Origin of the sequence: Lactobacillus sp. UBA5813 (assembly GCF_002417895.1) — a bacterium.
GTDB classification, from domain to species: domain Bacteria; phylum Bacillota; class Bacilli; order Lactobacillales; family Lactobacillaceae; genus Lactobacillus; species Lactobacillus amylolyticus.
The window spans coordinates 1-22,537 of the sequence record NZ_DICZ01000026.1 but is presented as its reverse complement, the minus strand read 5'-3'; the positions used below and the strand labels follow the sequence as shown (position 1 = coordinate 22,537).

Annotated in this window: 22 protein-coding genes, 1 pseudogene and 1 riboswitch; of the genes and pseudogenes, 20 read left to right on the top strand and 3 right to left on the bottom strand. The window is 39.7% G+C overall.

Features of this window, described 5'->3' with window-relative positions; genetic code table 11:
• The first annotated feature begins 65 nt into the window (after positions 1–65).
• The 6 genes from B2008_RS05065 to B2008_RS05040 all read left to right on the top strand — a co-directional run bounded on the left by B2008_RS05065 (position 66) and on the right by B2008_RS05040 (position 5,051).
• Positions 66–848 carry a Cof-type HAD-IIB family hydrolase gene (locus tag B2008_RS05065; RefSeq protein WP_281830234.1) on the top strand — a complete coding sequence of 261 codons (783 nt, stop codon included), beginning with the start codon at positions 66–68 and terminating at the stop codon, positions 846–848.
• A 15-nt stretch (positions 849–863) separates the two neighbouring features.
• A complete protein-coding gene (locus B2008_RS05060; protein WP_281830236.1) occupies positions 864–1,820 on the top strand; it encodes a Gfo/Idh/MocA family protein in 957 nt (318 codons plus the stop codon).
• A complete protein-coding gene (locus B2008_RS05055) occupies positions 1,820–2,023 on the top strand; it encodes a helix-turn-helix domain-containing protein (RefSeq protein WP_281830237.1) in 204 nt (67 codons plus the stop codon). Before B2008_RS05060 ends, B2008_RS05055 begins: the two co-directional genes overlap by 1 nt.
• Positions 2,014–2,403: a hypothetical protein gene (locus B2008_RS05050; protein ID WP_281830239.1), complete on the top strand. Its 390-nt coding sequence runs from the start codon at positions 2,014–2,016 to the stop codon at positions 2,401–2,403. Before B2008_RS05055 ends, B2008_RS05050 begins: the two co-directional genes overlap by 10 nt.
• A gap of 361 nt (positions 2,404–2,764) precedes the next feature.
• Positions 2,765–3,406 (top strand): hypothetical protein, encoded by a 642-nt coding sequence (locus B2008_RS05045; RefSeq protein WP_281830241.1) that lies wholly within the window; start codon positions 2,765–2,767, stop codon positions 3,404–3,406.
• 634 nt (positions 3,407–4,040) lie between these two features.
• A complete protein-coding gene (locus B2008_RS05040) occupies positions 4,041–5,051 on the top strand; it encodes an ATP-binding protein (RefSeq protein WP_281830243.1) in 1,011 nt (336 codons plus the stop codon).
• A gap of 35 nt (positions 5,052–5,086) precedes the next feature.
• Here B2008_RS05040 and dapF read toward each other — a convergent pair whose 3' ends face one another.
• Positions 5,087–6,088: a diaminopimelate epimerase gene (gene dapF / locus B2008_RS05035; protein ID WP_281830245.1), complete on the bottom strand. Its 1,002-nt coding sequence runs from the start codon at positions 6,086–6,088 to the stop codon at positions 5,087–5,089.
• A 9-nt stretch (positions 6,089–6,097) separates the two neighbouring features.
• Positions 6,098–7,453 (bottom strand): aspartate kinase, encoded by a 1,356-nt coding sequence (locus B2008_RS05030; RefSeq protein WP_281830247.1) that lies wholly within the window; start codon positions 7,451–7,453, stop codon positions 6,098–6,100.
• A 174-nt stretch (positions 7,454–7,627) separates the two neighbouring features.
• Positions 7,628–7,810: riboswitch (Lysine riboswitch) on the top strand.
• Positions 7,811–7,898: 88 nt separating this feature from the next.
• Between B2008_RS05030 and lysA the strand changes: the two genes are divergently transcribed.
• The 13 genes and pseudogenes from lysA (at position 7,899) to B2008_RS04965 (ending at position 19,976) form a co-directional block, all read left to right on the top strand.
• Entirely contained in the window at positions 7,899–9,212 is a 1,314-nt protein-coding gene (gene lysA / locus B2008_RS05025) for a diaminopimelate decarboxylase (protein ID WP_281830248.1), read from the top strand.
• A 12-nt stretch (positions 9,213–9,224) separates the two neighbouring features.
• Positions 9,225–9,935 (top strand): 2,3,4,5-tetrahydropyridine-2,6-dicarboxylate N-acetyltransferase, encoded by a 711-nt coding sequence (gene dapD, locus B2008_RS05020; protein ID WP_281830250.1) that lies wholly within the window; start codon positions 9,225–9,227, stop codon positions 9,933–9,935.
• Positions 9,936–9,937: 2 nt separating this feature from the next.
• On the top strand, positions 9,938–11,089 hold the full coding sequence (locus B2008_RS05015; protein ID WP_281830251.1) for an N-acetyldiaminopimelate deacetylase: 1,152 nt from the start codon (positions 9,938–9,940) through the stop codon (positions 11,087–11,089).
• A complete protein-coding gene (dapA, locus tag B2008_RS05010) occupies positions 11,090–12,025 on the top strand; it encodes a 4-hydroxy-tetrahydrodipicolinate synthase (RefSeq protein ID WP_281830253.1) in 936 nt (311 codons plus the stop codon).
• Complete coding sequence (dapB, locus tag B2008_RS05005) at positions 12,018–12,797, top strand: 4-hydroxy-tetrahydrodipicolinate reductase (protein ID WP_080881911.1); 780 nt, start codon at positions 12,018–12,020, stop codon at positions 12,795–12,797. The genes dapA and dapB overlap by 8 nt, the downstream gene beginning before the upstream one ends.
• 9 nt (positions 12,798–12,806) lie before the next feature.
• Complete coding sequence (locus B2008_RS05000) at positions 12,807–13,985, top strand: aminotransferase class I/II-fold pyridoxal phosphate-dependent enzyme (RefSeq protein WP_281830255.1); 1,179 nt, start codon at positions 12,807–12,809, stop codon at positions 13,983–13,985.
• A 2-nt stretch (positions 13,986–13,987) separates the two neighbouring features.
• Positions 13,988–15,046, top strand: a complete 1,059-nt coding sequence (locus tag B2008_RS04995; RefSeq protein WP_281830257.1) for an aspartate-semialdehyde dehydrogenase — start codon at positions 13,988–13,990, stop codon at positions 15,044–15,046.
• 205 nt (positions 15,047–15,251) lie between these two features.
• A pseudogene (locus B2008_RS04990) lies at positions 15,252–15,899 on the top strand (hypothetical protein).
• A gap of 95 nt (positions 15,900–15,994) precedes the next feature.
• Entirely contained in the window at positions 15,995–16,615 is a 621-nt protein-coding gene (locus B2008_RS04985; protein ID WP_281830259.1) for a phosphatase PAP2 family protein, read from the top strand.
• A 112-nt stretch (positions 16,616–16,727) separates the two neighbouring features.
• The gene (locus tag B2008_RS04980; RefSeq protein WP_281830261.1) at positions 16,728–17,909 is read left to right on the top strand and encodes an acetate/propionate family kinase; all 1,182 of its coding nucleotides are present in this window, start codon (positions 16,728–16,730) and stop codon (positions 17,907–17,909) included.
• A gap of 120 nt (positions 17,910–18,029) precedes the next feature.
• Positions 18,030–18,845, top strand: coding sequence for a hypothetical protein (locus B2008_RS04975; protein ID WP_281830262.1), 816 nt, complete (start codon positions 18,030–18,032; stop codon positions 18,843–18,845).
• Between the two features lie 103 nt (positions 18,846–18,948).
• Positions 18,949–19,698 (top strand): class I SAM-dependent methyltransferase, encoded by a 750-nt coding sequence (locus B2008_RS04970; RefSeq protein WP_281830264.1) that lies wholly within the window; start codon positions 18,949–18,951, stop codon positions 19,696–19,698.
• 26 nt (positions 19,699–19,724) lie between these two features.
• Positions 19,725–19,976, top strand: coding sequence for a hypothetical protein (locus B2008_RS04965; protein ID WP_281830266.1), 252 nt, complete (start codon positions 19,725–19,727; stop codon positions 19,974–19,976).
• 22 nt (positions 19,977–19,998) lie between these two features.
• On the opposite strand, the gene B2008_RS04960 is transcribed toward B2008_RS04965, so the two are convergent.
• On the bottom strand, positions 19,999–20,922 hold the full coding sequence (locus B2008_RS04960; protein WP_281830268.1) for a DNA/RNA non-specific endonuclease: 924 nt from the start codon (positions 20,920–20,922) through the stop codon (positions 19,999–20,001).
• A gap of 205 nt (positions 20,923–21,127) precedes the next feature.
• Here B2008_RS04960 and B2008_RS04955 point away from each other — a divergent pair, with 205 nt between their 5' ends.
• Positions 21,128–22,441, top strand: a complete 1,314-nt coding sequence (locus tag B2008_RS04955; RefSeq protein ID WP_281830269.1) for a C1 family peptidase — start codon at positions 21,128–21,130, stop codon at positions 22,439–22,441.
• Positions 22,442–22,537: the final 96 nt, after the last annotated feature.

Here is a 22,537-nt window from a genome sequence, read left to right as displayed (position 1 = left end):
TATTGTATTTTTGCTATAATTTAGTATAGAAACCGCTTACGAAATAAAATGATTAAGGAGCAAAAATGAAACTTATTTTTTCAGATATTGATGGAACGCTGATCAACAATAAGCATCAAGTTACTCCAGCAACTAAAGAAGCAATCCGACACCGAATTGCTTTGGGCGATATGTTCATTCCGGTTTCGGCACGGATGCCCCAGGCTATCGAAACGGTGGGCAATGAAATTACGACGAATTATCCGATGATTTGCTACAACGGCGCCTTGATTATCGATAAGGATGGTCAAACGATTGCCAGTCAGCCGATGGAAATTGCCGAGGCAGAGTCAATTATTAAATTGGTATCTGAAGAATATCCTGATGTTGCCTGGAATGTTTATGCTGCAAGAAAATGGCTATCACCAAGAATGCCAGCAAACTTGAATGAGGAAAGAATCGTTCAGGTTGAATCGACAAGAGCAACGCTTGAAGATGTTGCTAATTTACCTAGCTGTCATAAAACATTATTGATTGGCCAACCTCAGGAAATTACAGAACTGCAGAAAAAACTGCGACAAGAATTCACAGATTTAAACATTGTTAAGTCCAGTCCAATTTTGTTAGAAATAATGGCAAAAGGAATCCAAAAAGGACAGGCAGTTAAACAACTGATTGATTTTTACAAAGTTCCGATTGCTGATACCTGGGCCTTTGGCGACAATTACAATGATGAAGAGATGTTAAAGGCTGTAGGGCATTCGGTTGTCATGGGCAATGCGCCGGCAGACCTGAAGCAGAACGCCGATGAAGTGACGCTGGATAACAATCATGATGGAATCGCAGCAGCTTTGAATAAAATGCTTTAATAAGGAGGAGTAAAAATGAAGTTATTAATTGCTGGTTCGGGAAAAATCGTTCAAGATTGGTTAATGATTACACCTGATTTGCCGCAGATTGAATTAAGCGGCATTACTGCTACTAAGCACAGTTTAGAGCGTATGCAGGAAATGGCAAAAAAGTATGGCATTAAAAAAGTCTTCACTGACTATGATCAGGCCTTAGCAGAGTGTGACGCGGACACGGTTTATGTTGCTGTCATCAATTCCTTGCATTACAGCTTCGTCAAAAAGGCTTTGGAAGCAGGGAAAAACGTAATTTGTGAAAAGCCATTCACTGTTAGCCTTGATGAATTTGAGGAACTTAAGAATTTAGCTCTGGAAAAAGATTTAGTCTTAATTGAAGCAATTACCAATTTATATTTGCCAAACTACAAGCTTTTGCAAGAAAAATTGCCGGAATTGGGCAAGATTAGAATTGTATCGATGAATTACTCCCAGTATTCAAGTCGGTACGATAAGTTCAAAGAGGGCATTATTGCCCCAGTTTTTGATCCAAAAAAAGCTGGTGGTGCCTTGATGGACTTAAATGTGTACAATATTCACTTATTGGTTGGTTTATTTGGGATGCCTAAGAAAGTGCAATATTTGGCTAATATACAACGCGGAGTTGATACGTCTGGTATTTTGCTTTTGGATTATGGCGATTTCAAAGCTGTTTCAATTGCTGCCAAGGATGTTGGTGCTCCAGTTACCTCAACGATTGAAGGGGAAAATGAAAGCATCGTGATTGATGGCCCAACCAATACTTTTCCTGCTTTTGATACTTACCATAATAGCGAAAAGCTGGAACATTTTAATGTTAATGACCATGATCACCGGATGTTTGATGAATTCGTTGAATTCAATCGGATTATTGGGGACCATGATATGGAAAAAGTAAGAGCAGCGCTTGAGCATAGTGAACAAGTGATGAAAGTCATTGATTTAGCACGGAAATAATGATGACGATTGGAGAAACTTTAAAGAAAGAGCAAAAAGAATTAGGGTTATCCCAGACCAAAATGGCAGGGGATGTTTTAACTAAATCATATTATTCAAAAATCGAACGAAATCAGTATGAAATTAAAGCGACAGACCTGATCAAAATTCTGCGCCTGCATGATATTGATGTCATTCATTTTTTGAAAATATTGTGCAGGTAAAAACAGAAAACGAAGAAGATAAAGTTGAAAAATACTTATCTCAATTGCATGAAGCATATTATCATAAAAATTTGCGCCAGCTTACTGATTTACAGGAAAAGTTAAATCAGGAAAGGCAAACTCATGAGATCTTAAATCTGGTTATGCAGGCAACCTTGATAAAAGCCTATCTAACAAATAGTTTTGATAAACTTTCAGATAAGGAAAAATTAGACATCAGGAAACAGATTTTTAAAACCAAAAATTGGAATGAAAATTCGTTAAGATTGTTTGCAGTAGCTATGCCATTGTTTGAGATGAATGATCTGAAAATTATTATTGAGTTGATTTTTAGAAAGTGTCCGCAAATAAATGAATTGCCAGATATAAACCAAGGCTGATTGCTGCAATTGCTGTTAACTATTTGGAATGGTCCTCTAGAAAAAATAATGATGATAGAGAAGGAATAAATGTATCTCTAAATATATTAAATAAGCTAAATTTGGATCCTAAGAATTGTTTTGCAAAGATTATGGAACGGTATTATATCGCTGTCTTCAGTAATGATAAGCCAAAGGCTGAAAAAATTAGACGGTTCTTTGTTGATAACAATATGGAAGGATTTGTTTCCAAATTTAAATGAAAAATAAAAGTGTCGTATGTGACACTTTTATTTTTTTATGCTTTAAAAATATATATGATGGGGTTACAATTTGAGAGAGGGAAATATGTTATAAACTAAATTTTTTGGAGGAAATGAAAATGAAATTTCAGAACATATTGGTTAGTGCATTTTTGATAGCTAATGTAACCGGCATGACTACATTTGAAACGCAACCTGTACAAGTTGATGCAGCTACGGCAAGTCAAACCGCATCTAAGATGACAATTGAAAATACGTCGTTAACTAAACAAGGATATATTTTACGTGTGGACAGTAATGCCTTTAGAAAAATCAATGTTGGAAAAACATATTATCAAAAGGCCCTAAAGACCACTGATTTATTTAAAGCTAAAACTGTTAGCCCTAAAAAAATCAAAAATGTAAAATTCAGAATTGAAAAAGTTGCTTATGCCCCAAAGAATGCCTCAGGAGCTCCATTATATTTAGTAGCTTCAAAGGATAAAAAATATTCTTGTTGGACTACGCAAGAAGGTCTGGAATACTATTATCTAAATACTAAATCGATGAGTGGTGTAACTAAACCCTTGAAGAGAATTGCAAATAGAGAAAATAGAAATCTTAAGAAGATTAATAATAAACGTGATTTCAATCAAGCAATGAAAGCTGCTAAAAAGTTAACTGGCAAACAGAAGGTATTTGTCATTAATTCATTAAAACAATTAAAAAAAGAAGGAATGAATAAGTTAGGAACAAATATATTGCTTTTTGGAATTCAATAAAATCAAAAACTAGGGGAGGCTTTGTTGATCAATTCAACGAAGCCTTTTTTGCGTATGATATGCAGAAAGTACAAATTCTAAGTACATCTACCACAAAGAAAATAACTATGAGCAGAAATACGTCAGTTTCATCATTTAAGTTAATAAAATAAGTAATCTGATTAAACTTAAAGATGTAGTGGTTAAGGAAGAAGACGATATAGTGAAAATAATTTTCTCATTTTTAAAGCTTTACTGTTGACCTTATTTTGAAAATCTCTTTGACATTCTAAACCTTGTTATTCTAAAAAATACTTACTAGAAATTTGGATTATCTATTATTTGAAAATCATACACTCTATTCTATATATTGCCGATTTTTAAATAGGGTTAAGAAAAATACTAAGATGCTGATGTTTGACGTATCTTAGTGTTTTTTGTTGTTCTTCAAAAATATTACGGACACATCAGGGGAGGGTATGTGACTAAACCTTGATATATCAACATTTTTATTTTGAAAAATGGTCAAAATTTATCCGGCGAAATCACTGTATGTGTTGATAGATCAATGATTATGGAACATCCCCTCGTGTGTCCGAAAAGGTATTCGCGGAATTGCTATAATAAAACTAAATAATGTGTGAAGAGTTTAAAAATGAGAAATCCATTCAACCCTACCTATAGTGATGTACCCAAAATTTTCTTAGATACAGATTTGCGTGTAAATGAGCTGATTAGCACTATTCAAGAAAGTGAATTTGCGCGGTCATTTTTTATTACGGGAGTTCAGGGATCGGGTAAAACAGTCTTTCTTAATGTAGTGGCTCACAAGCTTCGCGACGATTCTAATTGCTATCATGTTAACGTTTTGAATCAAGATAATTTGGTTCTAAGTCTGACAAAAAAATTATTGGCAATAACTGAAACGCCACTGCAAAAAATTATAGATAGTATTAGTTCCGTTAACTTAAAAGGATTAAATTTCGATTTGTCAGATCCCAATAGTGAGTATGACGTGATTTTAGAAAAAATCCTCGATAGAGTTAGAAGACTTGCACAAGTATTCAATGAATTAAAAGGCGAAAACTACCCTATTTTTATTTTGCTGACCGGATTGCCAGATCTGATTTTAGATATTCAGAACGAAAGTAAATTAACATTTTTGCTTCGATCTGAAAAAATATATACATTGCCCCTTAAGAATGCGGATATCGTCTCTAGTTATGTTAAATTTTTTCACTTTTCTCTGAGCATTGCCTCACAGATGTCGACAATGACAAAAGGATACTCTTATGCATTTCAGTTGTTAGGATTTTTGCTGTTTAATAAAGTGGCTGGTGAGATTCCTACACAAAAAGATCTGGATAATATCAAGATTGAGTATCAGCTTAATCTATTTGATAATGCATATCAAAAGATTTTTACGGAGTTATCGGACTGGGATCGAAAGTATTTGATTGCTGTTGCGGGCAATAAGAAATTGCAAGAAGTTACTAAAATTCTCCAAAAAGATAAAGTTTTTGTTGCCCAATATCGAAGACAGGACATTGAAAGGCGATTAATTGTGCCGGCTGGCTATGGTCTTGTTAGATATACTTTGCCTTATTTTGAAGAATATATTAGACAAGTTCAGGATCCCAATTCACCATATTATTTTGGATATTAAAAAATGGAAAACCAAAAATGGTTTTCCATCTTTTTCTATATAGTTTGCAAATTGTTGAAATGCGGCAAATTGTTGACAAAGCGCTCATAAGCTGCCTGTTCATCGGTCTCCGTAATTTTGACATTATCAAAATTGGCCTGTCGCAAATCATCTTCATCAATTTCAATTCGTGCTGTAAACGTAGCATTGCCGATCAATTCGATCCAATAGCAGTCGTGATCATAATGTACGATCGTCTGCACCTTGCCACCTGGATTATAAACATCAATCTTTTGATTAAACTGACCTAAATCTGGATGTGTGAGGCAAAGTGCAAGGGAAGTTGCTGACATCCCTGTACCACAGGCGTTTGTAAAGCCAACACCTCGTTCAAAAGTCCGTACGAACAACTGATTTCTGTCAATGATTTGGGCAAAGTTGACGTTTACGCCATCAGGGAAGTAAGGATTGTCTTGATTCAATTTTTCACCCAATTCCCCTAAAATCGGTCCTTCAATCTGCTTTTGCGACATGAAGGAAATCAGATGCGGATTAGGAACGGCCAAAGCTGTAAACTTCAAGCCTGGATAAAGTTCAGGCACATACTGGTCGATCATTCTTCTGAGGCCGACATTGTCGAAAGGAAACTTTTCATTAGCAAAAGAAACCGGTGAAATTTCAACTGCAAAGGCCGGAACGTCTTCTGCCAAATCAGCCTGCTTGTTGACGCGCAAATTTGCATTCATCGTGTCGACCATAAAATGATCTTGATGAAATTGCTCAAATAAATAGCGAGCGACTGTTCTTAAGCCGTTGCCGCACATTGAGGCTTCCCTACCGTCCGCATTGATCACGCGCATTTGTGCCAAAGCATGGCTGCGAGTCGGATGATTGACTACCAATACACCGTCGCTGCCGCCTAAAATGCCAGTGTCGGAACTAGTAATTTTTTTGGTAAAATTGCGCAATTGCTCGTCAGTTAACGGTTCATCCAATTCAGTTTGATCAAGAATGAAAAATTGATTCTGTGATCCGTGGACCTTCAATAATTGTGTCATTGTTAGCTCCTATTTAAAAAATTCGTTGTAAATTGCTTTAACTGCAGTATCTGCTTCTTCTTTTTTGGTGCCAATCATAATTGAAATTTGTGAAGCACCTTGATTGATCATTTGTGGTGAAATATGTTCACGAAGCAATGCGTTCAAAATTCTGGCGTTGATGCCATCTTGATTTTTCATTCCTTCGCCCACAATCATAATAATGGCATAATCATCGATCCATTCCAACTGATCCGGATTGATTGTAGCTTGAATTTCACTGCAGATGAGGTCGATTAATTGATCATTCAAGAATTTCCGGTCAAAAATAATAGTAATATCGTCAATTCCGGAAGGCATGTGCTCATATGGAATGCCATGTTTGTCCAAAATCTGCAAGATCCGCAAGGTAAAACCAGCCTCTTCGTTAAGCAAGTATTTGTGCAAATACAAAGCGGAGAAATGCTTCTTGCTGGCAACGCCAGTTACCGTTTGTTCAGCGTGAAAATCTTTTTCTGGCAAAATCATCGTGCCCGGATTCTCTGGGTCATTAGTGTTTTTGACATTAATTGGAACATCGCCCTGAATAGCTGGAATCAATGCTTCGTCATGGAAAACGAAAAAGCCGGCATAGGACAATTCCCGCATCTCACGGTAAGTCATCTGGTGAATGGATTTCGGATCATCAATAATTGCTGGGTTAGCTGAGAAGATACCATCTACATCAGTGAAGTTTTCGTAAAGATCTGCGTGCAGGCCATGCGCTAAAATCGCACCAGTGATATCCGAACCGCCCCGTGAAAAAGTAGCGATGTGGCCAGATGGCGTGATGCCGAAGAAGCCAGGAAAGACGATTTTTTCATCAGCTTGAAGGCGAATCTGATCCAGATTCAAATAGGTTTCAGGGCTGATGGAAGCATCGTTGGGCTCACCAGTTACGATTAAGCCGGCCTCAGTCGGATCCAAAAACTTAGCGTTTAGACCTTGATGCTGCAGAATTTTTGCAATCAAGTGCGCATTTAAGCGTTCGCCATGTGCTTTGAAAGCGGCCAAAAGATAATCATCATTGGGATATTGCTGATCAGGCAAGGACGTTAATATTTCTTTGACAAAGTTAAGATCTTCTTTAGTCAAGCCAAAATATTGGCCTATTTCTTGGTAACGTGCGAAAATTTGCTCAACGATTTCGCTAGTATCTTGTTTGTTTAAATATGTTTTTGCATATTTGATCAATAAATCAGTAACTTTGATGTCATCGCTGAACCTTTTGCCAGGAGCCGAGACAACCATTGCTTGCCGATTATCGTCAGCCAAAAAAATCCTAATTGCGCGTTCAACTTGCTTGCCTGTAGCTAAAGAACTACCACCGAACTTGATTACTTTCATTTTCTAACTTCTTTCACCTGTAACTTGAGATAATTTAATTGAATTTTAACATTGATTTTAATTTATGCAAATCAATTTGAGAATAAGCAAAAGTAATCGAATTTAATTATTAATAAAGAATAAAAAACAGTTATAAATGTGTTGACTATGTTTTTAATAAAATATACAATTTAGTCAAATCGAAGAGGAGCAACCGACATGATTAAGAGTGTAAGTCAGGCACGACGATGATCACTGTGAAAGGGGAGGCTGCCGAAGCAGTAACTGATGCCAAAGCTACTAGCTGGGTCGTAACTAAAGAAGTTGCGGACTGTCGCGAAAAGAAACGAAGAGGTTCGCGGAGCGCTATCGACTATTAGATTAAAGATGATTAATCCATTGTTTGTAGCGGCAGACAATGGATTTTTTATTTAGCGCTTCACCTAGTTAAAAAACGGAGAGATCAATGAATTCACAAATTGCTAGTTCACAGGTTAGTCCAGAAGGTCATTTATTAATTGGCGGCGTTGACAGTGTTGCCTTAGCTAAAAAGTACGGCACGCAGTTAATCGTTTACGATGTTGGTCAAATTCGCCAACAGATTCGCAAATTCAAGCAGGTTTTTGAAGAAGAGAAAACTTCATATGCGGTTTCTTATGCAAGCAAGGCTTTCGCCACAATTGCCATGTATCAAGTGGCCGCAGAAGAAGGTGCCTATACTGATGTTGTTTCGGCGGGCGAACTTTACACCGCTTTGAAGGCCAGCTTTCCAATGGAACGGGTTAGTTTCCACGGCAACAATAAATCACGGGCTGAGCTGGAAATGGCAGTTAAAAATCATGTTGGCAAGATCATTATTGACAATTTTTATGAAATTAAATTGCTAAAAGAGGTTTTGCAAGAAAACGACCGTCACATTAAAGTGATGCTTCGCTTAACGCCTGGTATTTCAGCACATACGCATGAATATGATCAAACCGGTCAAATTGACAGCAAGTTTGGTTTTGATCTTAATAGCGGTCAGGCAGCCAAGGCACTTCAAGAAGTGCTGGCCGAACCACGAATGAATATGGTTGGAATTCACGCTCACATCGGTTCACAGATTTTTGAATTGAACGGTTTTGAAATGGCTGCTCAAAAACTGATGCAAGTAGCCAGCAGCTGGCGTGAGAAGTACGGCTACACTGCAAAAATCATTAATGTCGGCGGTGGCTTCGGTATTAAATATGTTTCTTCTGACCATCCATTAAAGCCGGAGGCATTCGTTAAGGCGATCGTTGAAACAATCAAGCAAGAAGCTGCGAAAAACGATTATCCGTTGCCCGAGATCGATATTGAACCAGGTCGTTCAATCGTTGGTCCCGCTGGTTATAACCTTTACCAAGTCGGCTCACGCAAAGACGTTCCCGGCTTGAAGCCTTATGTAACGGTCGATGGCGGAATGGGCGACAACATTCGTCCCGCTCTTTATCAGGCCGAATATGAAACGGTTTTGGCAAATAATCTTAAAGCAAAGGAAGAAGAGCACGTTCGCATTGCCGGCAAGTATTGTGAATCCGGTGACCTGCTAAGTGCAGATGCCTTTTTGCCAAAAACTAAACCAGGCGACATTCTGGCAATGCTCGACACTGGTGCCTACGGTTATTCAATGGCTTCAAACTACAACCGCAATCCACGTCCCGCCGTTGTTTTTGCGGAAAATGGTCATGCGCAAGTAGTAGTCAAACGTGAAAGTCTAGAAGATTTAGTTCGCTTAGATCAAAGCTACCAAGAAGATTAAGGAGATCAAGAAATGAAGAAATTAACAGCGCAAGAAATTATTGATTACATTGGCAATGCTAAAAAGAAGACGCCAGTCAAGGTTTTTATTAAAGGCGACTTAGCTGACCTTGATTTCCCTGAATCTATTGAAAATTACAATGAAGCTCATTCAGGCGTTATCTTCGGTGATTGGGACGAAGTTGAACCATTTTTGAAAAAGAATCAAGAAAAAATTTCTTCCTATTATATTGAAAATGATGCACGCAACTCAGCCGTTCCTTTGCTTGATATTAAGAAAATCAATGCGCGGATTGAACCAGGTGCAATTATTCGTGACCAAGTGACGATCGGCAATAACGCCGTTATCATGATGGGCGCAATTATCAATATTGGTGCTGAGATCGGGGACGATTCGATGATCGATATGGGCGCTGTTCTTGGTGGCCGTGCAATCGTTGGCAAACATTGTCATATTGGTGCCGGCACGGTTTTGGCAGGCGTGGTTGAACCTGCTTCAGCTCAGCCAGTAAGAATCGATGACAACGTTTTAATCGGAGCAAACGCCGTCGTGATTGAAGGCGTTCATGTTGGTGAAGGCGCAGTTGTTGCGGCTGGTGCGATCGTAACGCATGACGTTGCGCCACACACGATGGTCGCTGGCGTTCCAGCCAAGTTCATTAAGAACGTTGACCAAAAGACCAAGAGCAAGACAGGTTTGGAAGACAATTTAAGAAAGCTGTAACAATGACGCTTTTAACAGAACAAGACTTAATTAAAATTAGAAGACACTTGCATCAAATCCCGGAATTGGCACTGCATGAAGTGCAAACGCATGATTATTTACTGCAGGTGATTGAAAGCTTTAAGCAGGATTATTTAGAGATCAGAGTACCAGAGCAATTGCCAACTGCAATTTTGGTTTTGGTAAAAGGGAAAAAGCCGCGGCGAACGATCGGCTACCGCACGGATATTGATGCGCTGCCAGTAGAAGAAAAGACTGGTTTGCCTTTTTCTTCAAAACATCCTGGCGTGATGCATGCCTGCGGCCACGATGTTCATATGACTGTTGCTTTGGGCTTGCTGAATTATTTTAGTGAAAATCAACCCCAAGACAATCTGCTTTTCTTCTTCCAGCCAGCTGAAGAGAGTGAATCAGGCGGCAAGCAAGCTTATGAAAAGGGAATCTTTGAAGATAAATGGAAACCTGATGAATTCTATGGCTTGCATGACAATCCGGCTTTGCTAGCTGGTGCGATTGGCTGCCGCATGGGAACGCTGTTCGCGGGAACTACTGAAGTCAATATTGATTTGATCGGTAAAAGCGGTCATGCTGCTTTTCCACAAAACGCAAACGATACGGTCGTAGCGATGGCGAGCCTGATCATGCAGATTCAAACGATCATTTCTCGCAGCATTGACCCGATTCAAAGCGGCGTTATAACGCTGGGAAAGGTCGATGCTGGCACGATCAGAAACGTGATCGCCGGTCATGCCCGCATTGAAGGAACGATTCGTGGCCTGACTCAAAAAATGATCTTGAACATTGATCATCGTTTGCAAGATGTTTGCGATGGCGTGGCACGCAGTTTTAATATGGACGTAAAGCTGAATTTGAATCAAGGCGGCTATTGGCCAGTCGAAAATAATCCAGATTTAACTCGCAGCTTTATCAAGTATATGAAAAAGCAGCCCGATGTTAACTTTATCGAAACTGAGCCGGCAATGACCGGTGAAGACTTTGGCTACTTGCTGGCCAAGTTCCCAGGCGTTATGTTCTGGCTCGGCGTCAATGATGATTCACAGCTGCATTCGGCAACGCTGACCCCTGATGAAAAGAGCATTCAACGTGGAGTTGATGCGATTAAGGGTTTTCTGATTTATAGAATGGAGAATTAAATGACTTCTTTAATTGATGCAGATTTAATAACGGCACTTGTAACGCCTTTTGATGAACAACAAAAAATCAATTTCGATTGTTTGGAAAAATTGACCAATCGCTTGATTTCACGAGGATGCAACGGCTTTGTCATTGGTGGTACGACTGGTGAAACACCAACTCTTTCTCATGATGAAAAAATTGAATTGTATCAAAAGTTCGCTGAAATCGTCCATGGCCGTGTCCCGATTATCGCTGGCACAGGCAGCAACAATACTGCTGAAACGATTTCCTTCACTAATGAAGTTGCGCAAATCAAGGGTATCGATTATGCCTTGGTTGTGGTTCCGCCTTATAACAAGCCTAACCAAAGAAGCATGATTGCTCACTTCAAGACTGTTGCGCAAACGGTTCATATGCCAATTTTGATCTACAACATTCCAGGTCGAACTGGAGTCAAGATGGAAAAAGAAACCATTGTCCTTTTGTCACACGAAGAAAACATTAAGGGCATCAAACAATGTGCTTCTCTTGAAGAAATGGAATACATCATTGATCACAAGGATCCTGATTTCATGGTCTTCAGTGGAGAAGACAGCCAAGCATTGTCAGCAAGATTGTTAGGCGCAAACGGCGTTGTTTCAGTTGCTTCTCATGTATACTGCAAGCAAATGCGGCAAATGTACGACTATTTATACGGCGGCAATTATGTCGAAGCAGCAAACCTTCAACGCTGGTTGACGCCAAAGATGGCAGCAATGTTCATGTTCCCATCTCCATCACCAGTTAAAGCAGTCCTCAATGCACAGGGCTTTAAGACAGGTGGCTGCCGTTTGCCACTTTTGGCCTTAAATGATGATGAAAAGGTTCAATTAGCACAAAAGTTAGGATTGAAGGATGATGCCTTATCTGGTCAATTGCCTTTGGATTTAGGAGAGGAAGTAAACAATGACTAAAAAAGTTTTAATTGCAGGTTTTACTGGTGCAATGGGACAAAAGACAGTTGCTTTGGTCAACTCATTGCCCGATTTTGAAATCGTGGCCGGTTTGTCTCCGATTGCGGAACACGATCCTGAAAAATATCATTTGCCAGCTGATGCGCAAATCTTTGAACAATTATCCGATATTCCAGCTGGCATTGCGGATATCTGGGTTGATTTCACCACGCCTAGTTCAGTTTATGACAACACCAAGTTTGCTTTAACGCATGGCATCGCCCCAGTAATCGGCACAACTGGCTTAACCGATGCTCAACAAGAAGAGTTGGTTGCTATTTCTAAAGAAAAGAAGCAGGCTGGTTTAATTGCTCCTAACTTTGGAATGTCAGCCGTCTTATTGATGAAATTTGCTCAAGAAGCAGCCAAATATTTCCCTGATGCAGAAATTATCGAAATGCACCACGCAGATAAAAAGGATGCTCCTTCAGGCACGGCTTTGAGTACGGCTAAGTTGATTGCTAAAAACAGACCAGAACACGAAACTGCTCCGGATGAAATCGAAAGCTTAAACGGCGTGCGTGGCGGTGACTATCAAGGAATCAAGATTCACTCCGTTCGTTTGCCAGGCTACATTGCTCACGAGCAAGTTTTGTTTGGCGGAAATGGCGAAGCACTAACGATTCGGCAAGATTCATTTGATCGTCAATCTTTCATGAGCGGTGTTAAGGTAGCACTTGAAAAAGTTGATCAGTTGGATCATTTGGTTATTGGATTAGAAAATATTTTATAGGAGGCAAATATGCCACATTTAGCAGATGGACTAGGTTATAGCGACAAGGTTGAAAAGGTAAAACCTTCCGGTATCAGAATTTTTGACAATCAGGTTTCAAAAATTCCAGGCATTATTAAATTGACTTTGGGTGAACCTGATATGAACACGCCTGAACACGTCAAGCAAGCAGCGATTCGCAGCATTCAAAACAACGATTCACACTATGCACCACAAAAAGGCAAGTTGGCTTTAAGAAAAGCCATCAGCAACTTTTTGGACAAGACGATTCACGTCAAATATGATCCTGAAACAGAAGTTGTTGTTACTGTTGGTGCAACTGAAGCAATCAATACAGCCTTGTTTGCCATCAGCAATCCAGGCGACCAAGTTATTATCCCAACGCCGGTCTTTTCACTATACTGGCCAGTTGCTACCTTGGCAGATGCCGACTTTGTCTTGGTAAATACTGCTAAGGATGGCTTCGTATTAACGCCTGAACACTTAGAAAAGGTCATTGAAGAAAATCCTAAGGCTAAGGCCGTAATTTTGAATTATCCAACCAACCCAACTGGAGTTGAATACTCAGAAGAAAATATTAAGGCTTTGGCAAAAGTAATTCGCAAGCATAATTTATATGTCATTACGGATGAAATTTACTCAACTTTGACCTATGGCGTTAAGCATTATTCAATTGCAAGCGAAATCCCTGAAAGTGCACTTTATATTTCTGGTGTATCCAAGTCTCACGCTATGACCGGTTATCGTTTGGGTTATATTGCCGGACCTGCAGAAATTATGGCTCAAATCGGCAAGGTTCATGGCTTGATGGTAACGACAACCACTGATTCTTCACAAGCAGCAGCTCTGGAAGCATTGACCAATGGTTTGGATGATCCTGAAGGATACCGCAAAGTTTACCAAGAACGGCGTGATTTTGTTGTTAAAGCATTGAATGACATGGGCATGGAGACCGCTAAGCCACAAGGTGCCTTCTATGTTTTTGCTAAAATTCCTGAAAAATTCGGCAAGGACGATATGAAGTTTGCGCTTGATTTGGCAAATAAAGAAAAAGTTGGCATTATCCCAGGTTCAGCCTTTGGACCAGGTGGCGAAGGCTACGTTCGTCTATCTTATGCTTCTTCAGATGAGAATTTGCATACTGCTTTATCAAGAATTAAGGATTATTTACAAAAAAATGGCAATTAAAAATGACTAAGGAATATAACGTTGCAATTTTAGGTGCTACCGGTGCTGTTGGCCGCAGAATGATTCAACAATTGGAGCAATCAACCATCCCTGTAAAAAGCTTGAAGCTGCTTGCTTCATATCGTTCAGCCGGAACTGTTTTGAAATTCAAAGGTCAAGACTTAACAGTTGAAGAAACCACGCCTGATTCTTTTGATGGCATCGACTTGGTTTTGTCATCAGCTGGTGGCTCAGTTTCTAAAAAGTTCTTGCCAGAAGCTGTAAAGCGCGGTGCAGTTTGTGTTGACAACACTAGTGCTTTCAGAATGGAACCAGACGTGCCTTTGGTTGTGCCAGAGGTTAATCCTGAAGCTTTGAAAAAGCACCATGGCATTATTGCCAACCCTAACTGTTCAACCATTCAAATGGTTATGGCCCTTGAACCAGTAAGAAGAAAGTTTGGTTTAAAGCAAATCATCGTTTCAACTTATCAAGCTGCTTCTGGTGCTGGTCAAGCTGCAATCGAAGAACTTAAAAAGGAAGCACAAGACTACTTGGATGGCAAAGACATGCAAGAAGATGCCAAGATTTTGCCAACAAAAGGCGATAAGAAACATTATCTATTAGCCTTTAACTTGCTTCCACAAATTGATGTCTTGGAAGACAGCGGCTATTCTCATGAAGAATGGAAGATGATCCACGAAACCAAGAAGATCATGCTGGATGACATGAACTCAGACAAGATTAAGGTAACGGCTACTTGCGTGCGGGTACCAGTACCAATTGCCCATGGTGAAAGTGTCTACTTCACTGTTGAAGATAAGGATGCAACAGCTCAAGACATTATGGATGTAATTGCAAAATTCCCAGGCGATGTCTTGCAAGATGACATTAAGCATCAAATTTACCCACAACCAGTAAACGCCGAAGGTTCACGCGATACTTTTGTCGGCCGAATTCGTCCTGATTATGAAAATCCAGGTGCCTTCAACATGTGGGTTGTAGCCGACAACTTGCTTAAGGGTGCCGCTTGGAACACGGTTGAAAACGCAGAGTATTTGGATAAGATGAATTTGATCTAGAAAGTTTGAAGAAAACTTGAAGGCTTTTTTACAAAATTAACAATAAAACCGGTTTTATTACTGATGTTACAAAATATTACATTCAAGACAAATAATTGAGTGATCATTATGAGATAGTTCTGAAACACTCTCCTTGTACTATAGAGACTGTCAAGAGATGACAGACAAGAATTTAATAACTCACTTATAAAGGAGAGGTTTTATTTTGAAACTTAAATCTATCGTAACTAAATCTATCGCTGCTGCTGTTTTTACAATCGCAGGAATCGCAGCCGTAAATACTTTTGACAATAATGACGCTCAAGCTGCTATCGTTCAAAATGACGCAGCTACTTACAAAGTAACTAAAGCTACTACTGTTTACAATTACTACGAAAATGGTGCTGCTACCAGTCAAGTTTTGGCAGCTAACACTAATTGAAAAGTTATTCAAACAGCTTATGACTTTCAATGCAATAAGTGGTACGACCTTGGAGATAACCAATGGGTTAAGGTCCCAACTGCTTCTGTAATGACTTCAAGCACTTCAACTGCCAATTACGCTTCATACGCTAAGACGAGCTCAACCAGCAGCGCCGCTAGCTCAACGACTACTTCATCTACAAGCACATATACTTCAACAGCAACTGGTTCTGAAGCAAGTGCCAAAGCTTGGATTGCTAATAAAGAATCTGGCGGTTCATACACAGCCAAGAATGGTCAATATATCGGTAAATATCAATTATCAGCCTCACTTTTAGGCGGCAACTATTCTGCATCAAACCAAGAAAAGGTTGCTGATAACTATGTTAATAGTCGTTACGGTTCTTGGACTGCTGCTAAGAAGTTCTGGGAAGCTAATGGCTGGTATTAATTAAAATAGATCATAAAAATTGCTTTACACGAAATGTGTAAAGCTTTTTTTGTGGTAAGATTAAAACGCTGATAAAAAGTAGAATGAGGAGACAAATGAAGAAAAATATCTATGCAATTTGTGTTGGCTTGCCCATCACATTGATTTTTGCAATTTCAGTAGCTGCTCACGCGGCTTGGATTAGTTCTTTTGATCATTTTTTCCAGGGCGTAGTTAGATCAATTCCGAATTTGCAAGGCTTGATGCTGAAGATTACTTTTTTGGCATCACCAAAGATGGATTTAGTTTGGATGCTGTTGATCGCTGTTATTTTGTGGCTGAAAAAAAGACGTCCGCTCTCGTTAAACATTGTTGTTACACTGATCAGTGCCGATGCATTGGGTTGGGTAATTAAACATGTAATTAGCCGGGCTCGTCCGATTCAGCACTTGGCTCAAGACGATGGCTACAGTTTCCCAAGTGGTCACGTTTTAGGAATGTCAATCATCTTGATGTGGCTGATGATGGTGCTTTTGCCACAAGTGATGGAAAACAGAACTGCTAAATTCTGGCTTAGCGTTCTAATGATTGTCTGGTTGGTAATTGTTATGTATTCCAGAGTTTACGTTTATGCCCATTATCCATCTGATGTCTGCGGATCAGTTGCCATTGCCTTGATGTGGGTTGGCGTGGTCCAATTGATTATGACAAAAATTGATGAACGATTAGAAAAATAGAATGGAACTGCTGATAATTTATCAGCAGTTTTTTTATTTAAAGCTAGCTATCATGCCAATGTGAGCGCTATTATATAAATGAGACTATTTTACAAGTGAGGAAGTAAAGAATATGAAAAAAGTTTTAGCGATAAATTCAGGCAGTTCATCTTTTAAATACAAATTATTTTCTTTCCCGAGCGAAGAAGTAATAGCGCAAGGACAGGCCGAACGGGTAGGGATGGAAAATTCTGTTTTCAAAATCAAACTTAATGGCAGAGAGTTTATCAAAAACATGGCCATTCCTAACCAAGAAGCTGCGGTTAGTTTGTTGATTAACACTCTTAAAAAGTATCATGTTGTTGAAAGTTTGCGTGAGATTGCGGGCGTTGGCCACCGCGTTGTAAATGGCGGTGAAGTCTTTTCTCAATCGGTCATTATGGACGACGATAATTTGGACAAGCTGTTTAAGTTAGGCGAGCTGGCACCTCTGCATAATATTCCTGAGGCACAGGGCATCAGAGCATTTAAGAAAATCATTCCAAACGTGCCGCAAGTAGCGGTTTTTGACACTTCATATCACCAAACGCTTGATAAGATTCATTATCTCTATTCCATCCCTTACAAATACTACAAAGAATTTGGCATTAGAAAATATGGTGCGCACGGGACTTCCGTTCGTTATGTCGCTCCGCGGGCTGCCAAAATGATGCACAAGAATATCAACATTGCTCGGCTTATTGTTTGCCATTTAGGATCTGGTGCTTCAGTAACAGCAGTCAAAAACGGTCGCTCCTTTGACACCTCGATGGGCTTTAGCCCCGTAGCCGGCGTTACGATGGGAACCAGAAGCGGTGACGTTGATCCTTCTGCCTTACAGTTTTTAATGCATAAAACGGATATGTCCATCGATGAAGTAATTGAAATGCTAAATCATGATTCAGGCGTGCTGGGCATTTCTGATGTTTCTTCGGACATGCGTGATTTAATTGAAAGCAAAGAAAAACGGGCAAAACTTGCGCGGCGCATTTTTATTAATCGCGTGGTGCGCTACGTTGGTGCATATGCTGCCGAAATGAATGGGGTAGATGGCATTATTTTCACAGCTGGAATTGGTGAACATGATCCTGGAATTAGAGCCGGCATTATGAGCTCATTGAGATATTTGGGCTTGGATCCAGACTTCAGAGCCAACCGGACAAATGGCGAAAAATTCATTTCAAAGCCTGGCTCCAAGGTAAAGGCGTTGATCGTGCCAACCAATGAAGAATTGGTGATTGCCAGGGATGTAGTTGATTTGGTGAGCGGCAACTAGTAAAAAATTTAAAGCAATGGTAATCTTCGTAAGTGCTTTTTAAAAGAAACCTAGTGCAACATTTGATACAATAGGAGTAAGTAATAAAAGAGAATTTATGTTAATAGGAGATAAAATTTTATGAAAAACAAGTTTGGTATTACAGCAGCTGCTATTTTAGTAGCTTTGTCTTTGTCTGCATGTTCTAGCAACAACAGCAACCAAAGTAGTTCTTCAAGCTCTAAAGCTACTAGTTCAAAAGTAGAAAAGAAAACTTCTAGTCAAAGTAGTTCATCAGGCACTTCACAATCAAGCAAGCCATCATCTCAATCACCAAAGGAAAGCCGTATTAGCAAGTTAACTTCTGATTTGCGCAAGGTATTTCCAAATATGGCATTGCCAACCAATGATGGTTTGGGTCAAGGCTCAAGCAAGTTGAACGTTCGCTACAACAAATCTGGCAATACTAACATTATTTACTACAGTGTTGGTAATTCTGCAGCTGATTTTAATGCAGCTAGCGTAAAGAATGAGAAGCCATATGCAGTATTGACTGAAGTTACTAACGCTTCAAGCTCTGAAGCTTCTGACTTGATCAATTACATTCCGGCACAATCTGGTTTGCCAACTAAGAAGCTGGATTCAAGCACGACTGCTACTATTCAAGGTGCTGCTGGTCAAAGATACTTGCAATGGAACAGCGATAATTACTCATTCGTAATCCAAGCAAGCAGTCAATTGAAGGAGGACCCAACCGATCGTGGTAAGAAAGTATTAGCTTTGTACAAGCAATACGGTTTGCCAAAGACCTCTAATAAGGGTAGTTTGTATGTGACTGTTGGTGACAGCGTTGGTTCATTGAATACCGTGATTGCATGGCAAGATGGCAGCAATGTTTACCAAATCCAGGCTCACGACACTGAGACTGCATTCAAGATGCTTGCTTCATTGAAGTAAAACGAAAAATCGCATAATATTAAAGCTCCCGGTTCAATTTGAACTGGGAGTTTTTCTGTGATATGAATAGAAAAATGGACAAATTAATATTTCGAGGAAAATAATGAATAATACTGAAAAATTCACCGGTAAAGGTCAAATCTATGCTAAGGCCCGGCCAAAATATGCTCCAGAGTTATTTTCTTATTTAAAAGAAAAGTTGGCCTTAACATCCGCTACAACTATTGCGGATATTGGTTCAGGCACTGGAATTTTTACTGAACAGTTGCTGGACCAAGGCTATCACGTTTATGCAGTGGAACCCAATCAAGATATGCGCCGACAAGCCGAAAAAAATTTAGGCAAAAGAACAAACTTTGTTTCGATTGCTGGGGATGCCGAAAACACGACTTTGCCTGCAAACAGTGTTGATTATGTCACGGCAGCACAGGCTTTTCACTGGTTTGACCAGGCAAGATTCAGGCAGGAATGTCAGCGCATCTTAAAAGCTGATGGCAAAGTAATCATCGTGTATAATTCAAGAATTGCTGATGCCATTTGCAATCAAAAATTGGCAGCTTTGCTTAAACAGTATTGTCCTAATTTTCACGGCTTTTCAAACGGAATTGCGGCTGTTGACTGTCGACAATTCTTTACCGGTAATTGCGATACCTTTCAAACAGAAAATGATCAAGAATACAGTCGGCAAGGCTTTGTTAATCGGACTTTGTCATCGTCATATTCCTTAAAAGCAGGGGATAAAAACTACGAGCAATTTGTTGCTGCAGTTGGCAAATTATTCGATCAGTTGGCTCAGGATGGTAAATTGCTTGTGCCGATGAAGACTGAGGCCTATATTGGAAAAGTAAGTTAGTTGATGGATTGGCGCGGTGAAACTTAATGATTGATAATCGTAATTTGCTAAATATTGTCGCTCGTGAGTTGCAAAAAATGCAGGATAAGGCCACGATTAAACTTTTGACTTATAAAAAGGATCGTGCAGGCTTCAGTATCATCGAAGATAGCTACCGCAAAGTCGTTTGGACAGATTTGAATGAGCATGAAGTTATAAAACGTCTGAAAAAATTGCAAAAAATCGAATTTCCACGCAGCAATAAATTATATCTTGAAAGAAAAAAGCAGGTTGAATAACTGATTCAATCTGCTTTCTTGTTTATCTCTTCGATTTACGATATCCTGCAGCTCTTGCGGCAGCTTCAGATTTGAAGTAAACGGCATTTGCTGAAGACATATGATAATTTTGACCACTGGCAACGTGGTAGATCTTGCTGCGCTTGTTGCCGATCACCCGATAACGTGCGGTGCTGACGCGGTGAGCAACATGCCGAATTACCCGTGTCGTTTTCTTCTTAGCAGTCTTTTTTGCTTTAGCAACAACCGTGGCACCTGAATTCTTTACGCGGCTTGTGCCATCTTTGTAATTCAAAACCACGCCAGGCTGCTCGTTAAAGATGAAGACATTGAAGTGAACGCTGTTGTCGCCGATTGACTGAGCTTCCATCTCAACTCCGTTAGCCAATAAATCATTGCCCTTATAAATAGGCGTTACGCGGTAACGAATGTAGTGATTGCCGGATTCACGGATGTAATCTGCCGCTTCGTTTTCGTACTTGAGCATGTCAGGATCGTTTAATTCACGGGTTCCCGTGATCAAATTGCGGGGATTATTGTTTTGACCAGTCAATTGATAGCCGATCAAGTGGCAGCGATTGTATAGCCAGCCGCCCTTGATGCGCTTATTGTGCCAGCCGGTTGGATCCCAGGTCAAGCCTTCGCGCTTGACGGTTGGCATCAGCTTTTTATTTAACAGGGCATTCACAGTTCGAGCCCGGTTAAGATAATCGAGGTTGCTGTATTTTTGCCAGGGACCGCGTTTTTCTGATTCCGTCTTTTTTGAAAACTGCGGCTTGTTATAATCAACCGTCACAATTTCCTTGCTATGAAACTTCAAACTAGCAAGCGAGCTGTCACTGTAGCTAGTTGCTTCGACTTTTTGACTCGCAGTTTCGCCGATTGTTGTTAAACTGATAGCAGCAATTAGTGAAAGAGCAAGATGCAACAACTTATGTTTTTTCATTCTTCTCTTCCTCCAAAAATTCATCCATACTTATTATAGTGATTTTATTCCTAGGGAAAGCATGAATTTTTGCTAACGGAAAACTAAATGAATAAAAAATTAAAGAAAATGAGCAAATTTGCTTGCTATTTTTCTAAAAACAAGCTATTATTAACACTGACACTTAAAGAAAAATTAAAAGCCAATAGATAAGAAGGGGATACCGATGACTATTATTTCAGATCAAGAAATCGCCGACTTTTCCGCCGATTTTAACAGCAATGATAAAAATCAAGTTGCCTCACGTGCCGCTCAACGTTCAGGACTTTTGGAAGCTTCATTTAATGACAGTGTTTCCAATCGTTTGAACCACGTTTTCTCAATTGAACTTGATACCGAAAACGTCACTGATCAAAAGCATTCCGGCCGCTGCTGGGAGTTTGCAACTTTAAACGTTCTCCGTCACTATTTTGGCAAGAAGAATAAGGTTAAGGATTTTACTTTCTCACAAGCTTATAATTTCTTCTGGGATAAAATTGAACGTGCCAATGCTTTCTATGATGCAATGATCCGTTTGGCAGACAAGCAACTTGATGACCGTGAAGTTCAATCTTGGCTTGGCTTTACCGGCGAAGATGGTGGTCTTTGGGGAATGGCAATCAATTTAGTTAAAAAGTATGGCGTCGTTCCCTCATATGCCATGCCAGAAAGCTTTAACTCCAATAACACCACGGGCTTGATTGATTCTTTGGCCCGCAAGGAAAGAAAAGATGCCTTGCTTTTGCGCAAGTTGGTCAAGGAAGGCAAGCAAGATCAATTAGAAAAAGCCAAGAAGCAATGCTTGAATGAAGTTTACCGCATGGTATCAGTTGCTTTGGGCGAACCACCAAAGAAATTCGATTTGGAATACCGCGATGATGACAAGAAGTACCATTTGGAAAAGGACTTGACTCCACGTCAATTTGTCCAAAAATACTTCAAAGATTTCCACTTTGATGATTACGTGTGCTTGTCAAATTGTCCAAACCACGAATTTAATAAGCTTTATCACATGCCACTTTATGATAACGTTGATGGCGGTGATCAAATTAAATTCTTGAATGTTCCAATTGAATACTTGGCTCAAGCAGCTGTTGCTCAACTTAAAGCAGGGGATGCCGTTATCTTTGGTAATGATGTTCTCAAGCAAATGGAACGCAAGACGGGCTATCTTGATACTGAACTTTACAAGACTGATGCATTGTTCAGTGTTGATACTCAAATGAGCAAGGCTGATCGTTTGGCAACTGGTGAAGGCTTTGCAACTCATGATATGACTTTGGTCGGTGTCGATGAAGACAAAGGTCAAATTCGCAAATGGAAAGTAGAAAACTCCTGGGGCGATAAATATGGCCACAAAGGGTTCTACGAAATGAGTCAAAAATGGTTTGAAGACTATGTTTACGATGTAGTTGTCAGAAAGGAATTTTTAACAAAAGAACAAGTAAAATTAGCTGAAGGCCCAGCTATCGACTTGAAGCCTTGGGATAATATCGGCTAAACTCAGATAAAACAATCAATCTATACCAATATTTTTAAAATACCTCAATCCTAAATACAGACAGTAAGTAAAAAAGGCTCTTTGTCAAACACCCTA